Genomic DNA, 14864 nt, shown 5'->3' on the forward strand with positions numbered 1-14864 from the left:
AATGGAATATGTCGAACGGCCCAACAGGCCGCGCGCCACCGCATTCGGGACATAACCCAGTTCTTCCGCCGCCGCCAGGATGCGCTGCCGGGTGGCGTCGGAAACCGCGACCGGCGCGCCTTTGAGAACCTTGCTGACCTGGTCTGGAAACTGACGCCCGCGTGCGCCGCGACATCCTTGAGCGAGGCGTACACACACCGGCCTCCTCACCACGCGGGCCACCCGTAGGCGAACGTTCGCCTACCGGGAGGATGCCATTAACAGGTGATCCAGGCAACAGGCGTACGACCGATGGCGTGGTCCACTTCAGGCCATCGGCTACTCCTTGTCGACTCCGGTGAAAACGTGGGTCGATTCACCGGAGGACGCCGGATCAACCACAGCCAGCACCTCGTCGCCGGCCTCCAGAGTGGTGTCGCTCCGGACCGGCAACAACCGGCCGTCCCTTACGACAATGCTGATCCAGACGTCCTCGCCGAGGTCCAGGTCCTGAATAGCGGTCCCGTCCGCGGCCGATCCGGCTTTCACGAAAAACCTGGTCACACCGTCGGGTTCCTCGCGCAGCCGGACGCCCAAAGACCACGTTCTGGCTCCACCAAACGCATCGGCACTCCCGCTTTGTGCGCGAGAAACGGCACCAGTCCGCCCTGCACAATCACCGAGAACGCGACCACCACGAAAATGATGTCATAAATCTGCGTCGCCCCAGGCAGACCGGAGGCAAGCACGAACGTACCCAACAGAATGGGTACGGCGCCCTTCAACCCTGACCACAGGACGAAAATCCGTTCCCCCCCCCAGTGCAGCTTGACCGGCAACAGCAAAATCCCCACCAGGAGCGGCCGGACCAGGAAAGCCAGCAAAACCGCCAGCACCAGCCCGATTTGCCACGCGTGCCCGTCAGGCAGTGATCGCAACGAAACAGTCAACCCCAGCACGGTGAACGCGACGATTTCTCCCAAGCTGGCAAGCGAACCGTGGAACCGCTCGATCTCCCGCTTGTACGGCGCTCGTACGTCACCGAGAATGATGCCGGCCACGAAAACCGCGAGAAATCCGGACCCGTGAGCGAAAGTCGCGACTCCATAGATCACGAAAACGCTGGCGAGCGTACGCAGTGCGTAAAGTCCCTCGCTGGGCAAAAACGGCACCCGCCGAATGAAAAGAGACAGCCCGAAACCGCCGGCGATCCCGACCGCCGCGCCGACCACCATCTGCAGCGCGAACTCCCCCACCCCGGTCCACACCGCACCGAGGCCACTGGCGCCGCTCGCCGCCAGCAACGCCACCATCAGGGCGATGCCAACCGGGTCGTTGGCGCCGGACTCGCCTTCCAGGATCACTCCGGACCGGCCGGAAACCTCGCGGCGACCGAGCACCGAGAAAACCACGGCGGGGGGTCGGTCGGCGCCAACGCCGTCCCGATCAGCAGCGCTGGCACCCAATCCAGGCCGAACAGAAAATGCGCCAGCACCGCCACCGCGGCGGCCGTGACCAACGTGCCGGCGGTGCCGATCCACACGATCGCCCCAGCCGCCGACCGCAACCGACGACGGCCGATGTGCATGCCGCCGTCGAAAAGAATGACGGCCAGCGCGACCGTCACGATCCGCTGCACGGTTTCGATCGGGACGACCCGCAGCTGCGGCACCACATCCGAGGCGACCGCGGCGGCCAACAGGAACAGCGCCGGCGCCGGCACCCGCAGCCGGGTGCTCAACCGGTTCGACAACACGGCAAGCAGCATCGCGGCCGCGACCAGCCCCACCAGCACCCCGAAGGGCATCACATCCGACACGCCAAAACTCCCGTCGACCGGAACCCGGACCGCGGTCGCGATCCGGGTTCGCCGACCAGACTTCCCGGCACACCGGTGATCCACCCTACCTGGCGGTGAAGTCAGCCGCGTGATCACGAGCCCACGTCAGGAACGTACGCGCCGGCCGGCCGGCGACCTCCTGGACGGTGTTCGTGATGGGCACCGGGACCATCTGTTCGTACGCGTCGAAAAGTACGTCCACAAAGGACTCCGGGAAGTCGTCCGCCACCATCTGGGCGCGCGCCCGAGGCCGGTCGACTTCCTCCCAGCGCAGCGGCCGGCCGATCGCCTCACCAATGAGACGGACCTGGTCGGCCTGCGCCACCAGCTCAGGCCCGGTCAGGTCGTAAACCGCACCCGCGTGCCGGCCGTCGAGCAGCGCGCGTACGGCCACTGCCGCGATGTCCGCCTCGTGCAGCATCGGCATCGCGACCTGCCCGTACGCACCGCGGACGATATCGCCGGCGCGGATCTGCGGCGCCCACCAAAGCGCGTTGGCGGCGAAGGTGCTCGGCCGGATGAAGGTCCACTCCAGACCGGACCGTCGGAGCAGCTCAATCTGCTGGTCGAAGGTGCAGTCACGGACGCCGCCAGACCCCAGGAACACCACCGGCCGACCGATCGCTTCGAGCACCGCGGGCAGCGTCTCGGCGGTGTGCAGCGGCCAGACAAGAAAGACGGCCGACACGTCAGCGGCGGCCAGCGATTCGGGCTTCTCGAGGTCGCCGTACGCGGCCTCGACGCCAGCCGGGAGCGATGCATCGGGACGGCGCGTCAGAGCGCGCACCCCGACGCCTTTGGCCAGCAATTGCTTGACGACCTGACGGCCCACATTGCCGGTCGCACCGGTCACCAGGATCTCGCGCATCTCAGCCCCACAGAAGTCAGCGGTTTCGGTTCCGCCAGCATGGGATGGAACCAGCTTGTGCAACCAGCCGAAACAGCGAAGGCGACGAAATCCGCCAATCGGTACGATCGTGGGGTGGAATCTTCCATGGATGATCTCGACCGGGCGTTGGCGGACGCGCTGCGGATCAACGGTCGCGCGCCCTTCGCGCGGATCGCCGACGTGCTCGGCGTCTCGGAGCAAACCGTCGCCCGCCGCTACCGGCGACTGCGCTCGGCCGGCATCCTGCGGGTTGTCGGCGGCGTCGACGGCGCCCGGCTCGGCTATTCGTCGTGGACGATCCGGCTGCGTTGCACCCCGGACGCGGCCACCGCCATCGCCGCCGCGCTGGCCCGCCGGCCGGACACCTACTGGGTGCACATCCTGTCCGGCGGCACCGAGATCTCCTGTTTCATCCAGGCGCATACGACTGAGGAACGCGACGACGCTCTGTTGCTGGAAAAACTGCCGAGGACGACCCGGGTGCTCGCGATGACCGCGCACGCGATGCTGCGCGGTTATGCGGCGCCCAGCGGCTGGTCTGGCATAGCCCGACTTTCCGCCGCTCAAGTGGAAAAACTGCGGCCACCACAGCCGGAGGCGGCAACCGGGACGACTGAGCTCACGGACCCGGACCAGGCGCTGCTGGAAATCCTGGCGCGGGACGGACGAGCCGGGCACGCCGATCTCGCGGCGGCGACCGGCTGGTCGGAGTCGACCGTACGACGGCGGATCGACGGTCTTGCGCGGGCCGGCATTCTCCGCTACGAACTCGATATTTCGCCGGAAGCGCTGGGATTTCACGCCGAAGCGCGACTGTGGATGACCGTCCGACCAACCGGTCTGATCGCGGTCGCGCAGGCGATGGCCAACCACCCGTATGTGCAGTTCGCCGCCGTGACCACCGGACCGACGAACCTGATGGTGGCCTTGGCATGCCCCGACTCGGACGCCCTTTTTGACTGCGTCACCGGAGAAATCGGATCATTCGAAGATGTCCAGACACTCGAAACAGCACCGCTGATCCGTACGGTCAAACGTACGGGAGCGGTGCTGCCTCGATGAAATCGAACCTACTTGATCATCGGTCCGAGGTTCTTTGCGTGCGACTGCACGAACACCTGTCCGTTGCTGTCGCCCGTCACGTGCACGACCTCGGTGGTCCTTGACATGGTGCCGGCCGGAATCAGTGTGACGGCCGGATCCACTTTCACGTTCTTCTGCTTCAGGTGCATAGCGAAGACGTCTTGCGGAGCGTTGGACGCACTAGCGGCCGCCGCTACGTAGACATTCCTCGTACCATCGGCATTGTTCAGAATAAAGGCTATGCCGCGATCAGTGGGCAAGCTCATGATGTTTTTTCCTTTCCAAGTCAGCGCCGGCGACGCCGGCGGTAGGCGATGGGGCAGCGGCGACCAACGGGTCCGCGGAAGTGGCCGGCGTGCCGAACATGATCGCGCGCCAGTCGCCGCTGTAGGAATAGATGCCGCACGACGTCTGGATTCCCAGCCGAGCCGGAACCCGCGCCGCCATAATATGCGCGTTCACCTTTCCCATGTCATAGATGTCGTCCAGGTGCCGCCAGAGCGTAATGCTCAGCATCGTCCGCTGCCGCCACAGGATCACCGCTTTGCCCCCGACAAAGCCAGGAGCCTGCCGGCGCACCTGACGCTTGATGTGGATGTGCAGAACCATCAGCCGGAACAATCCACTCAGCGACGGGCACGCGAACCTGGTGATGACCACCTGACCGCGTTTGTCGCTGACTCTTTCATGATTGCTCATGCCGCTACGCTCCCAACGCGATGTAAACGGCGACTCCGACCAACGCGACTCCGGTGGTACGCCGCACGAGATGGAACCACGGTTGCCGGAAATCCCCCAACAGCGACGGCCTTCGCAGCTGGAAGAGAATGCTGCGACCGACGATCGTCAGCACCCCCCGGTGGTCATCCCGCACAAGGTCAACCAGGACGCGCTCGGAGCCAGCAGCACCAGGCCGGTCAACGCCGCCCACGTCAGCGAGGTCGATTTCTGCGTGGTGAAAAGCAGCGAAAGGTCGAAACCCCACACCACTCCCAACTTGCCCGGCGGCATGGTTTTCAAGTACTGGACAGGAACCTGACGCCAGATGTGCGGCGTCTTGGCGGCCAGGTCGGCCACCGCGAAACCCACCAGCACCACGCCAGCGGCAATCTGCCGTACCAGTGGAGGCAGCAGCCAGGAAGCCAGCGATCCCAGCCCGAAAGCCACCGTCGCCAACAAAGCCGAAGCGACCATGCCTCCGACCCACAGACCAGCCAGAAATCTCGCGCCCTGGAATTTGCTGCGCCTGAGCATAGGACCGGCGACCCCGGCCATGGATTGGCCTCAAGGGCTGAAAATCTGCAGGATCGCGGCCACGCCACCGATCACGAGCCATACGGCCACCTGAGAGTCCACCTGTCGCTTTGGGTTGGCAGGCCTACGCTGACCTAGTTGTAGTGGCAGTCCGCGGCCGAATACTGGTCACCCGACGTCTCGCAGCAAGAGCAATGCAGGAATCCACCTGGCTCAGAGCAGTACCAGATGTAGGCGGCGTGCGCGTGGCAGTAGTCGTACGTGGTGTTGGCCGGGTAGTGGGCGAGGTTGCAGCAGTTCGGGCCGTTGGGCGACGCCGGCGCGGCAGACGCGGCCTTGGGTTTGCCGCCGAAGACGCCGGCCGAGACCAGCACGCCGGTGGCGCCGATCGCGGTCAGGATGCGCCTGCGGAGCACTGGCTTCTCGATCACTCCAGGAGTTTGTTCTGGTGCGGTCATGACACTCCTTCCAGTACGGTGGAAATCCGTCCGAGCAAGGGCTCGAGCCTGCTGAACGAATACGCCTCGACCAGGACACCGTCCTGGAAGCGCAGCGCCGTCGGGCTCGTTTTGACGCCGAAATTCGTCGAAACCCAACTGCCGCGGCGGCGTCGACGAGATGCGGCAGATGGCCAATCGAGTGCTGGCCGACGAAATCCTCACCGACCTGCGCCACCCCGCAGGACACCACGACACCGATGTCCGCCAGCTTTTCCGGGCGGTAGTTCGCCAGTTCGTCAGCCACGCTGTTGCAAGTGCTGCAGATGGAACTCAACACCAGCACAGTCGCCGAACGGCGATGCGCGAGACCACCAAGGGCTTCCGGCCAGTCGTTCATCACCGCGCCAGCGATGAAATCACTGTGCGACGCGACGCCGGGATCGTCCGCGGGGACCGGGATTCGAGTGGACAACTCACCCACCATGGCGAAAAGCACCACTACCGCGGCCGTCAGAAGAAGCAAAGCCAGAGCACCAACAACGATCATGTGGCCGACTCCGATCTGTTAAGAAACGTTCCCGGCGATCACCAGGATCTGCTTGCGATGCGAGAGATGAGGAGCCAGCCCGCCGACAGCACGACGGCCGTCAAGGCACTGCCAACCGCCCATGTCTGCGCGTCGAGCACTGGCCATACGACCAGGTTCGCAGCCCCAGCGGCCACCAGCGCCACGCCCATCATGATGTTGGTGAGCCCCAACGGTTTCGTGCTTTCCGCACCGAAGCAGCCGCAAGGCTCGCTGCTGCCGCGCACCATGCCGGCGACACCGAGCACCACAAAACCGGCGCCCAGCAACGCGACCAGGAACTGGCCAGGGAGCCGCGCCGGAGGGATCGCATACGTGAATGCCGCCACGAACTCCAACGCGGCCAACACCCGTACCGCGACGGGGAGCTTGGGCGGCAAGGCTGGCACCAGCTCACGCAACGCACTCGCGGTCGTCGAAGGTTTGACGATCTTTGTCGCGGCAGCCCTCAACAAGATCGTCACCAGTACCGCATTGGCGCAGATGAGCGCCAGGTCGACGAGTATTATTGGATCACCTCCAGTTTTCCGTGCGGGTCGGACGAACCACAGCCAGAAGCACCTTTTGGTGAAGACTTGAACTAAGTAAAGGCAGAAAACGTTATCTGTCAAGAGCAAACGGCCACTGTGGTCAAACTGGCAGTTGGCGAACACCGTCCCGGAGAATTCGGCCTTATCGCGAGACGACTGTCAAGAGTCAATGACCACATGAGGATCGGCTCGTGGTGGCCAGAACCGGACCGAAGTCGAAGGCGACAGACCGATCACTTTACCGATAAAATCGGTGCCGGCGACAGCCGTCGCCGTGCCCACAGTCATTGCCCACTTGGGGGTTCAGCGATCAGGCGGTCGGCCAGACCGACATTTCCGTCAACGACGTGATCTGGGCGCTTTGCCCGGTCGTTTTCAACCGGACAAACCGCGCGTTCACCGTCACTGGCAGGGAAATCTCTTCGAATGCCGACAATGCGTGCACGGTCTTGCGAGTTTGTCCACCGCACGCCGTCGTCGCTGCTGTCGACGGTCAGTGCGGCTGCGGCCAAGCCGTGCGCGAAGATCGTACGGACGGGCCGCGACTCCCCCAAATCCACCCAGACAGCGGTGTCAGCTGGGCAGGACTTACCGGTGGGCGCGGGCGTCGATCCGTCCGAGCAGGGCTGGAGGGGGAAACTCGCACCGAATCGGCCGTCGGTGAGCGGACAGGGATCCAGCCGTACGGCACCGGTCCAGCCCTGCACGAAACACGCCGCGCCGCGGGAAAGTGGCGCGCCCACGCCACCATCCGTGCGGATTTGCTGGCTTTGGTGGGTAATCGCGAAGGTGGTGTCCGGCCCGTCCACGGAACTGCTGGCAGTGACTCGAAACCCGGCCCGGGTGTCTTCCAGGGCGCGGGCGTCGACCCGGTCGCCGGGCTTCGCCGGCTGGCTCCACACCTGCGCGTCGCCGTCGACGAATTCCGCCGTGTAGCCGGAAACCGGCGACGGCAGGGCGTCCCAGCGTACGGTCACCTGGCCTCCAGCAGCCGCCGCGAGGTGGCTGGGTCGCCAAAAGGTCAGAGCCGGCACCGAAAGGTCGGTGTGCGCTGGATCTTGAAGTCGGACACCACGCTCGGCCCGGCCACCTCGGCGCCGGCCGGAGGCAGGCTGGCGGCGAGCGAGAAGAAGCTGGCCTCGCCGAAGAAACCCTGCACGTCCGAGCCCCGCATCCGGAACCGGTAGCCGCCGTTCGCGTCCGTACGCTGCTGCTGGACCGTTTTGCAGATCGGCAGCGATTCCTTACTCAGGCAGGAAACCAGGGCGGCTCCGGCTGTCAGGCCGACGGTGAGCAGTTCCGCCGGGTCCGGTGCGCGGAACAGCCCGGCCGCAATTTTGGGCGCCGCGCTGCCATCGGGCCGGAGCAGGCCGCCGTGCAGATCGACCATCGCCTTCGGGTCGACCTTGCTGGCCGCGCAGCCCACCACACCGCTGACCAGCAAGACGGCGAGGGCGGCGGACGCCACTGTCCGAAGACTGCGCATAAAGCCGAATGGTAATCGACGAGCGCCCGTCAGCGCGGCGACATCATGGCAGCGGCCGCGGCGGCCGTGTGGTGTCGATCAGCCGGCGCATCGCTCGCGACGCGGCCGCTGGCCGGTGCCCCTGCACAGCCAGCAGGACGGCGCGGTGCAGCGGCAGTGTCGCGCGCACCCCCCCCGGCAGGTGCGAGGTGGTCTGCAGAGAATGCCGAAGGCCGGTCTCCAGTAGCCGGCCGAGCTGCTCGATCAGCTGATTGCCGCTCGCACGCAACAAAATCAGGTGAAAGGCAAGATCCGCGCGGACGAAGTCGTCCTCCGACTCGGGCAACGCACCAGCGTGCTCGGCCATCCCGTCGTACGCGGCCTGCAGCGCGGCTACCTCGGCCGCGCTGGCCCGCTCGGCGGCGAGGCCGGCCGCACCCGGCTCCACTACCAGCCGAAGTTCCAGCAAGTGCGCGAGAAAGTCCGGGTCGCCGGCCCGGCCGTGCCACTCGATGACTTCCCGGTCCATCAGGTTCCAGTCGGCCCGCGGCAGCACCCGAGTGCCCAGCCGCGGCCCGGCTCGACCAGCCCCTTGGCCGCCAACGCCTTGACGGCCTCCCGCACTCCCCCTCTGCTGACCTCCAGCTGCGCGGCCAGCTCCACCTCATTCGGCAGCTGGCTGCCGCTGGTCAGCTCGCCGGACACGATGCGCAGCCCCAGCCACTCCACCACCTGGCCATGCATCGTGCGGTGCCGGCCAAGCGGGCCGCCGCGGGTCGTGCTCACCGCAAAATCATCGAATCATTCGGTGATTATGTCAAACCGTGGCTCTTGACTCTATCGACGAATCATCCAATGATTCACCCACACGCGGACCGACCAGCCCGGCCCGCACCCGGACCAGACGGGATGTGTGGTCATCCATGCACGAGACCCAACCGGCCAGTTCCTCCAGGCGTACGGCGCTGAAGCTCCTGGGCACCGGCGGTGCCGCGGCGATGCTGTTGAGCGCCTGTACGGGCGTCAACGGGAAACCGACGGCGGCATCGGGCGCCGCCGGCTCCTTCCCGGCCACGCCGAAGTGGAAGTTCGTCTTCGTCAACCACGTCACCACAAACTCGTTCTTCGTACCCACCCGGAACGGCCTCGCCGACGCGGCCGCCCTCCTGGGCCTGCCGGCACCACAATGGACTGGCTCGGAGTCCGGCAACGTCTCGGAGATGGTGAACGCCTTCGACACCGCCATCAACGGCAACGCCGACGGGATCGCGATTGCACTGACCGACAGCAATGCCTTCGTCGAGCCGACCAAACGGGCCCTCGCCAAGGGAATTCCGGTGCTGGCGTACAACGCCTCGGCGGCCAAGAACTACGTGCTGACCTATGTCGGGCAGGACCTTTACCAATCCGGATTCCTGATGGGACAACGGATCGCCCAGGATGTCAGCTCCGGCGACATCCTGGTCGGGATTTCCCAGCCGGGCGGCAACAACGTGCAACCGCGGCTCGACGGGATCACCGCGGCGCTGAAGCAGGCCGCTCCGGCCGTACGAGTGCTGTCCATCAACACCGGCGCGGAACAGGCCAACGAGCTGAACGCCATCACCGCCGCCTACACCGGACATCCGTCCGCGAAAGGCATTTATGCCGTCGATGCCGGCAGCACCGCCTCGATCGCGCAGCTGATCACCAGCAAGAACCTGCAAGGCAAGATCCATGCCGGCGGATATGACCTGCTCGCCGACACTATCAAGGGGGTCGGCGCCGGAGCGCTCGACTTCACCATCGACCAGTCCGCCTACCTACAGGGCCTGTTGCCTGTTCTTTACCTTTATCTCTACCGATTGTCCGGCACACTGGTCACTCCACCCTTCACCGACACCGGGCTGACCTTCGTCACCAAGGACAACGTCGCCGGGTACGCGTCCGCGGACAGCAGGTACGAGGGTGGCCCGAAAAATACTGTCGGAACCATGCCCAAGGCGATCCCGTTGCCGCCGGAGACGACCGTTGGCCACTAACACGCTGATTGGCAGTCTCGTACGGATCCGCGAGTTGAGCATCCTGCTCGTGACGATCGCCTGTGCCGGCTACTTCGCCTTGACCAGCACCGGTTTCACGTCCCTCGACAACGGCCACACCATCGCGCAGTACATCGCGCCTTGGGCGATCGTCGGAGCGGGCGAGGCGATGTTGTTGATCTGCGGGGAAATCGACCTCTCCGCCGGTTTCGTCTTCACCTTGGCTCCGTTCGTTCTGGTGCTGCTCAACAACAACGGTCTGCCGCTGTTCGTCGCACTGCTCGCCACTGTGGTGATCTGCGCGCTGATCGGGACGGTCAACGGCCTCATCCGTACGCTTTTCAACCTGCCGTCCTTCATCACCACCCTGGGCATGGCATTTCTCCTGCAGGGCCTGTCCTTGATCATCTCCAACGGCTCGCCGGTGCCGGCACCGGCGGACACCTGGGTGCGTACGACATTCGGTGGCGCCCGCTGGTCGGAACTGACCTGGGCGCTGGTCATCATCGCCGTCATGCAGATCGTGTTGTCGGCCAGCAGATTCGGCATCTACACGCAGGCCACCGGCTCGAATCCGGTCGGCGCCGCGGAATCGGGCATCCGTACGAGCCGGGTGAAAGTCGTCAACTTCGCCGTGACCAGCGCCCTCGCCGGGTTCGGCGGCATTCTGGAGGGCATGCGGGTGGGATCGTTCGATCCCACCAACGGTGGGTTCAACACGATGTTTTTCGGTGTGGCGGCAGCGGTTATCGGTGGTACGGCACTGCTCGGCGGGTCCGGAACGGTCGTCGGCGCCCTGCTCGGCGCGCTGTTGCTCGGCATCGTCTACGACGGTTTCAACCTCACCGGGGTGAACGCGAACGCCTTCAATGTGGTGCTGGGCGTCGCCATCCTGGTCGCGATGTTCCTGAACACCTATCTGAGCGTGCTGCGCCGGCGGGCCAGCGCCGTACGGGGGCGGACATGACCGACACGGATATGATTCGCGCCGAGCACGTACGCAAGCGGTTCGGGCCGGTGACCGCTATTCAGGACGTGAACCTGCACGTACGCAAGGGGGAAATTCTCGGGCTGATCGGCGACAACGGCGCCGGCAAGTCCACTTTGATCAAGATCCTCACCGGATATCACCAACCCGATGGCGGCCAGCTTTTCTTCGAAGGAGAGCCCATCCACCTGCGTTCGGTGGTGCATGCCCGATCTCTCGGCATCGAAACGGTGTTCCAGGACCTGGCGATGATCGACGACCTGCCGGTCTACCTGAACCTGCACCTGAACAAGGAGCTGGTGCACCGGCCGCTGCCTTTCCTGCGTCGCAAGGAAATGCGTCGCAAGGCCCGGGAAGCGCTGGACTCGATCGGGATCACCATCGGGTCGGTCACCGACCCGGTCAGCCAGCTGTCCGGCGGCCAGCGGCAGGCCATCGCGGTGGCCAGGTCGGTTTTCTCGGACGCGAAGGTCCTGCTCCTGGACGAACCGTTGGCTGCCATGGGCGCGAAAGAAGGCGGGTTGATCCTTCGACTGCTGATGCAACTCAAGGAGCGCGGCGACCGACCTGGCCATCATTCTGATTGCCCACAACTACAGCCAGATCGTCGTCGACGTGTGTGCGACCGCGTCAACCTACTCCAACACGGCACGATCACCTTTGACAAAGCGTCAAAAGACACGTCGGTCGCCGAGCTCCTGGACCTCGTCCACGCCGAATACCGCCTCTGACCTACATGTTGATCATGTGCCCGGCGAGGCCGTGGATCGCTTCCTTGACGGCTTCGCCGAGGGTCGGGTGGGCGTGTACGTTGCGGGCGACCTCGTGCACGGTGAGGTCCCACTGTTGAGCGAGGGTGAGCTCGGGCAGCAGCTCGGTCACGTCCGGTCCGACCAGGTGGGCGCCGATGATCTCGCCGTACTTGGCGTCGCTGAGAATCTTCACAAAACCGCCGGTGTCGCCGAGGCCGGGCGCTTTTCCGTTCGCGGTGAAGGGGAATTTCGCCACTTTCACGTCGAAACCCTGTTCGCGGGCCTGCGCCTCGGTCCAGCCGAAGCTGGCGATCTGCGGCTGACAGTAGGTAGTAGGTAGCACGCGGGATCATCACGTAGTCGAGCTCCATCGTCTCGGCGTTCCCGATGGTCTCGGCCGCGATAATGCCCATTGCCTCGGCGGCATGCGCCAGCATGAGTTTCGCTGTGACGTCCCCGATCGCGAAGATGTTCGGCACGTTCGTACGACACCGGCCATCCACCTCGATGGCGCCCCGCTCGGTCAGCTGGACACCGGTGTTTTCCAGGCCGTAGCCCTTGACCCTGGGCGCGAAGCCAATCGCCTGCAGGACCTTGTCCGCCTCCAGCACCTGCTGTTTGCCATCTTTTGTGACTGTCACTCGTACGTTCGTGCCAGTGTCCTCAATGGACTCGACTCGGGTCGAGGTGAGCACGTCGATGCCGAGCCGCCGGTAACGTTTGGCCAGCTCGGTGGAAACCTCGACATCCTCCGCCGGAACCACCCGATCGAGGAATTCCACGATGGTGACCTTCACGCCGTAGTTGTGCAGCACGTACGCGAATTCCACCCCGATCGCGCCGGCGCCGGCGATGATGATGCTCTCGGGCAGCTCGGCGCTGAGAATCTGCTCCTCGTACGTGACCACCCGCTCCCCCAGCGACGTGCCCGGCAGCAGCTTGGTGGTGGCGCCGGCCGCGACGATGCAGTGCCCGAAGGTCACCGTCTCCTCGCCGCCATCGGTCAGCTTGACCCGCAAAGTCGACGCGTCGGTGAAGGTGCCCCAGCCGGACAGCTCGGTGATCTTGTTCTTCTTCATCAGGAAGTGGACGCCCTTGACCCGTCCGTCCGCGACCTGCCGGCTGCGTTTGTACGCCTGGCCGTAGTCAAAAAACTCACCGTGCCGTCGACGTGGATCCCGAAGGTCTTGGCCTCGTTCTGGAAAAACGTACGCCAGCTCCGCGTTGCGCAGGAGCGCCTTGGACGGGATGCAGCCCACATTCAGGCACACGCCGCCCCAGTACTTCTCCTCCACCACCGCGACACTGAATCCCAGCTGCGCGGCCCGGATGGCGGCCACGTACCCACCTGGGCCAGCGCCCAGGACCACGACGTCAAAGTGTTGAGTCACGTACCAGATGATATTTCGCGGGCAGCCGCGCCGCGCACCGGCGGCAGGATGATCCGGTCACTCGGTGCGGCGAGGACGACAGCGTCACCCCAGTTTGGCGATGATCTTGGCCGCAAGGGTCTTCTCGGCTGGTAGCCGGGAGTCCGCGCCGCCGGTGAAACTCGTCCAGTTGACGTCGACCCAGATCATCCCGTGCCGGAACGACAGGATGTAGTTGTTGACGAATGCCTGATCACCAGTGCCGGTCACTGGTTTGGAGTTCGGGTCGCTGGTCGACGCCGCCTGGAAAGCGTCCGGCGTGGTCGGGTTGAGGGTGATCTGCAACGCGCCGTCGTCCGGCTCCCACCTGCATATCCCTGCTGCGGTCGCTGGTACTCGCGGTGTGGTCGCTCACCGGACGGCCGCTGATGGCGGTCACGTCGGCATCGGTGAGCAGCGTGCACGGATCCGGGAGCGTACCCATGTCCGTCGACCCGCCGGTCGCGGTCGGCGTCGCCGTTTGCGGCTGCCTCGTCCCGGACGGCGGCGCCGTCGCGGTCGGCGACGCGCCGTGCGGCGAGGCGGCTTTGTCGGTCAACAGCCCGCATCTGCTCGCCGCGAATGTGGTGATCACGACCACCATCGCGGCCTGACATGTCCTTTTAGTAGACAAAGCTCAATCCCCGTCTGTTAACGCACAAGTGTCCGTTCAGCCTGTCGGACAGTCGGACTGGCTCGCGCCGGGAGAATTCCCAGGTTTCGCCGGCCCCGAGGCCGCGGGGTATGAATGAGGACATGAATCCTCTTCGTTTCGGGCTCAAGCTGAGCCAGGGCGCCACCATCGACGAGCTGCGGGCGATCTGGCGGATCGCCGACGAGTCCGGTTTCGACCACTGCTGGAACATGGACCATTTCGCGAGCCTGTTTCGACGGCGGTGAGAGCGACATCTTCGAGGCGTGGACCGCTCTCGCTGGCATGGCCGCGCTGACCACCCGGACCCGAATTGGGTGCTCGGTGACCGGCAACACCTACCGCCATCCAGGCGTGCTCGCCAAGATGGCCGTCACCGTCGACCACCTTTCCGGTGGCCGACTGGAGTTCGGCATCGGGTCGGCGTGGGCCGACGAGGAGCACACCATGCTCGGGCTGCCGTTCGGTACGGTTCGGGACCGCGCCGACTGGCTGGAGGAGTCGTTGCAGATCATCCGCTCGCTGTGGACCCAGCCGCGGACGACTTTTGCCGGCAAGCACTACCAGATCACCGAGGCCATCGCCGAGCCCAAGCCCGTCCAGCGGCCGTATCCGCCGATCTGGATCGGCGGCAGCGGCCGGAAGCGGACATTGCGGATGGCCGCCGAATACGCCGACGTGTGGAACGCCGCGGGCGGTGAGCCGGCCGAGATCGCCGAACTGTCCGGGGTGCTCGACCAGCACTGCGCCGACATCGGCCGCGACCCGGCGGACATTCGCCGGTCCGTGCAGCTGCGGGTGCCCGACGACGTGGAGACGCTGTTGTCGCAGGTCGAGGCGTACGCGAAGATCGGCGTCACAGAGCCGGTCCTGATCGTCCGGGACAATCCGATCGCCCAGGCCGAGAAGGTCGCCGAGCTACTCCCCCGGCTGCGGTCGATCGGCTGATCCACACACTCAGCGTCACGGGTCCAGA

22 protein-coding genes and 2 pseudogenes are annotated in these 14864 nt (G+C 65.3%); 7 read left to right on the forward strand and 17 right to left on the reverse strand.

Annotation, left to right across the window (positions count from 1 at the left end):
• Positions 1 to 84 precede the first annotated feature (84 nt).
• From GNX96_RS62540 to GNX96_RS04850, 5 genes and pseudogenes are all read right to left on the reverse strand, one after another.
• Positions 85 to 222 (reverse strand): annotated as a pseudogene (locus GNX96_RS62540) (hypothetical protein); the annotation flags it as partial.
• A gap of 96 nt (positions 223 to 318) precedes the next feature.
• Positions 319 to 543: a TrkA C-terminal domain-containing protein gene (locus GNX96_RS48875; RefSeq protein WP_279579373.1), complete on the reverse strand. Its 225-nt coding sequence runs from the start codon at positions 541 to 543 to the stop codon at positions 319 to 321.
• Positions 540 to 1379, reverse strand: a complete 840-nt coding sequence (locus GNX96_RS48880; protein ID WP_279579374.1) for a cation:proton antiporter domain-containing protein — start codon at positions 1377 to 1379, stop codon at positions 540 to 542. The genes GNX96_RS48875 and GNX96_RS48880 overlap by 4 nt, the downstream gene beginning before the upstream one ends.
• A complete protein-coding gene (locus GNX96_RS48885; protein WP_279579375.1) occupies positions 1340 to 1798 on the reverse strand; it encodes a cation:proton antiporter domain-containing protein in 459 nt (152 codons plus the stop codon). Before GNX96_RS48885 ends, GNX96_RS48880 begins: the two co-directional genes overlap by 40 nt.
• A gap of 85 nt (positions 1799 to 1883) precedes the next feature.
• Entirely contained in the window at positions 1884 to 2687 is an 804-nt protein-coding gene (locus GNX96_RS04850) for an NAD(P)H-binding protein (RefSeq protein ID WP_163567169.1), read from the reverse strand.
• Positions 2688 to 2813: 126 nt separating this feature from the next.
• Between GNX96_RS04850 and GNX96_RS04855 the strand changes: the two genes are divergently transcribed.
• Positions 2814 to 3770, forward strand: a complete 957-nt coding sequence (locus tag GNX96_RS04855; RefSeq protein ID WP_279579376.1) for an Lrp/AsnC family transcriptional regulator — start codon at positions 2814 to 2816, stop codon at positions 3768 to 3770.
• 8 nt (positions 3771 to 3778) lie between these two features.
• Here the strand turns inward: GNX96_RS04855 and GNX96_RS04860 are convergent, their stop codons facing one another.
• The 10 genes from GNX96_RS04860 to GNX96_RS48890 form a co-directional block, all read right to left on the reverse strand.
• Positions 3779 to 4057, reverse strand: coding sequence for a hypothetical protein (locus GNX96_RS04860; protein ID WP_163567171.1), 279 nt, complete (start codon positions 4055 to 4057; stop codon positions 3779 to 3781).
• Complete coding sequence (locus tag GNX96_RS04865; RefSeq protein ID WP_163567172.1) at positions 4041 to 4490, reverse strand: hypothetical protein; 450 nt, start codon at positions 4488 to 4490, stop codon at positions 4041 to 4043. The genes GNX96_RS04860 and GNX96_RS04865 overlap by 17 nt, the downstream gene beginning before the upstream one ends.
• A gap of 4 nt (positions 4491 to 4494) precedes the next feature.
• Positions 4495 to 4644 carry a hypothetical protein gene (locus GNX96_RS04870; RefSeq protein WP_163567173.1) on the reverse strand — a complete coding sequence of 50 codons (150 nt, stop codon included), beginning with the start codon at positions 4642 to 4644 and terminating at the stop codon, positions 4495 to 4497.
• Entirely contained in the window at positions 4638 to 5045 is a 408-nt protein-coding gene (locus tag GNX96_RS04875; RefSeq protein WP_163567174.1) for a hypothetical protein, read from the reverse strand. The genes GNX96_RS04870 and GNX96_RS04875 overlap by 7 nt, the downstream gene beginning before the upstream one ends.
• Positions 5046 to 5179: 134 nt before the next feature.
• A complete protein-coding gene (locus GNX96_RS04880) occupies positions 5180 to 5503 on the reverse strand; it encodes a hypothetical protein (protein ID WP_163567175.1) in 324 nt (107 codons plus the stop codon).
• A gap of 567 nt (positions 5504 to 6070) precedes the next feature.
• A complete protein-coding gene (locus GNX96_RS04885) occupies positions 6071 to 6724 on the reverse strand; it encodes a MauE/DoxX family redox-associated membrane protein (protein WP_390623918.1) in 654 nt (217 codons plus the stop codon).
• Positions 6725 to 6885: 161 nt separating this feature from the next.
• The gene (locus tag GNX96_RS04890; RefSeq protein ID WP_163567177.1) at positions 6886 to 7635 is read right to left on the reverse strand and encodes a hypothetical protein; all 750 of its coding nucleotides are present in this window, start codon (positions 7633 to 7635) and stop codon (positions 6886 to 6888) included.
• Complete coding sequence (locus GNX96_RS04895) at positions 7623 to 8069, reverse strand: hypothetical protein (protein WP_279579377.1); 447 nt, start codon at positions 8067 to 8069, stop codon at positions 7623 to 7625. Before GNX96_RS04895 ends, GNX96_RS04890 begins: the two co-directional genes overlap by 13 nt.
• Before the next feature lie 61 nt (positions 8070 to 8130).
• Positions 8131 to 8622 carry a FadR/GntR family transcriptional regulator gene (locus GNX96_RS04900; protein ID WP_279579378.1) on the reverse strand — a complete coding sequence of 164 codons (492 nt, stop codon included), beginning with the start codon at positions 8620 to 8622 and terminating at the stop codon, positions 8131 to 8133.
• Positions 8595 to 8852, reverse strand: a complete 258-nt coding sequence (locus tag GNX96_RS48890; RefSeq protein ID WP_279579379.1) for a FadR/GntR family transcriptional regulator — start codon at positions 8850 to 8852, stop codon at positions 8595 to 8597. The genes GNX96_RS04900 and GNX96_RS48890 overlap by 28 nt, the downstream gene beginning before the upstream one ends.
• A 137-nt stretch (positions 8853 to 8989) precedes the next feature.
• On the opposite strand from GNX96_RS48890, the gene GNX96_RS04905 reads away from it, so the two are divergent.
• Genes GNX96_RS04905 through GNX96_RS04915 form a run of 3 tightly spaced genes read left to right on the forward strand, consistent with a single transcriptional unit; the run spans position 8990 to position 11806 of the window.
• A complete protein-coding gene (locus GNX96_RS04905) occupies positions 8990 to 10087 on the forward strand; it encodes a substrate-binding domain-containing protein (RefSeq protein WP_163567179.1) in 1098 nt (365 codons plus the stop codon).
• Positions 10077 to 11054: an ABC transporter permease gene (locus GNX96_RS04910; protein WP_163567180.1), complete on the forward strand. Its 978-nt coding sequence runs from the start codon at positions 10077 to 10079 to the stop codon at positions 11052 to 11054. Before GNX96_RS04905 ends, GNX96_RS04910 begins: the two co-directional genes overlap by 11 nt.
• Complete coding sequence (locus GNX96_RS04915; RefSeq protein WP_279579380.1) at positions 11051 to 11806, forward strand: ATP-binding cassette domain-containing protein; 756 nt, start codon at positions 11051 to 11053, stop codon at positions 11804 to 11806. The genes GNX96_RS04910 and GNX96_RS04915 overlap by 4 nt, the downstream gene beginning before the upstream one ends.
• Before the next feature lie 488 nt (positions 11807 to 12294).
• Here the strand turns inward: GNX96_RS04915 and GNX96_RS04920 are convergent.
• Both GNX96_RS04920 and GNX96_RS04925 read right to left on the reverse strand, forming a co-directional pair.
• Positions 12295 to 13218: pseudogene (locus GNX96_RS04920) on the reverse strand (dihydrolipoyl dehydrogenase family protein); the annotation flags it as partial.
• Positions 13219 to 13302: 84 nt separating this feature from the next.
• The gene (locus tag GNX96_RS04925; protein ID WP_163567181.1) at positions 13303 to 13542 is read right to left on the reverse strand and encodes a hypothetical protein; all 240 of its coding nucleotides are present in this window, start codon (positions 13540 to 13542) and stop codon (positions 13303 to 13305) included.
• 56 nt (positions 13543 to 13598) lie between these two features.
• Here GNX96_RS04925 and GNX96_RS04930 point away from each other — a divergent pair, with 56 nt between their 5' ends.
• The 3 genes from GNX96_RS04930 to GNX96_RS04935 all read left to right on the forward strand — a co-directional run bounded on the left by GNX96_RS04930 (position 13599) and on the right by GNX96_RS04935 (position 14836).
• Entirely contained in the window at positions 13599 to 13850 is a 252-nt protein-coding gene (locus GNX96_RS04930; RefSeq protein ID WP_163567182.1) for a hypothetical protein, read from the forward strand.
• A gap of 130 nt (positions 13851 to 13980) precedes the next feature.
• Positions 13981 to 14136, forward strand: a complete 156-nt coding sequence (locus GNX96_RS48895) for a hypothetical protein (protein WP_279579381.1) — start codon at positions 13981 to 13983, stop codon at positions 14134 to 14136.
• A gap of 37 nt (positions 14137 to 14173) precedes the next feature.
• The gene (locus GNX96_RS04935) at positions 14174 to 14836 is read left to right on the forward strand and encodes an LLM class flavin-dependent oxidoreductase (RefSeq protein WP_279579382.1); all 663 of its coding nucleotides are present in this window, start codon (positions 14174 to 14176) and stop codon (positions 14834 to 14836) included.
• The last annotated feature ends 28 nt before the right edge of the window (positions 14837 to 14864 follow it).

The organism is Fodinicola feengrottensis, assembly GCF_010993775.1.
GTDB classification, from domain to species: domain Bacteria; phylum Actinomycetota; class Actinomycetes; order Mycobacteriales; family HKI-0501; genus Fodinicola; species Fodinicola feengrottensis.

Coding starts and splice junctions, on each gene's coding strand:
- GNX96_RS04865 (WP_163567172.1), bottom strand. CDS start 4,490: ATGAGCAATCATGAAAGAGTCAGCGACAAACGCGGTCAGGTGGTCATC.
- GNX96_RS04850 (WP_163567169.1), bottom strand. CDS start 2,687: ATGCGCGAGATCCTGGTGACCGGTGCGACCGGCAATGTGGGCCGTCAG.
- GNX96_RS04875 (WP_163567174.1), bottom strand. CDS start 5,045: ATGCTCAGGCGCAGCAAATTCCAGGGCGCGAGATTTCTGGCTGGTCTG.
- GNX96_RS04935 (WP_279579382.1), top strand. CDS start 14,174: ATGGCCGCGCTGACCACCCGGACCCGAATTGGGTGCTCGGTGACCGGC.
- GNX96_RS04915 (WP_279579380.1), top strand. CDS start 11,051: ATGACCGACACGGATATGATTCGCGCCGAGCACGTACGCAAGCGGTTC.
- GNX96_RS04880 (WP_163567175.1), bottom strand. CDS start 5,503: ATGACCGCACCAGAACAAACTCCTGGAGTGATCGAGAAGCCAGTGCTC.
- GNX96_RS04905 (WP_163567179.1), top strand. CDS start 8,990: ATGCACGAGACCCAACCGGCCAGTTCCTCCAGGCGTACGGCGCTGAAG.
- GNX96_RS48895 (WP_279579381.1), top strand. CDS start 13,981: ATGAATGAGGACATGAATCCTCTTCGTTTCGGGCTCAAGCTGAGCCAG.
- GNX96_RS04860 (WP_163567171.1), bottom strand. CDS start 4,057: ATGAGCTTGCCCACTGATCGCGGCATAGCCTTTATTCTGAACAATGCC.
- GNX96_RS04855 (WP_279579376.1), top strand. CDS start 2,814: ATGGATGATCTCGACCGGGCGTTGGCGGACGCGCTGCGGATCAACGGT.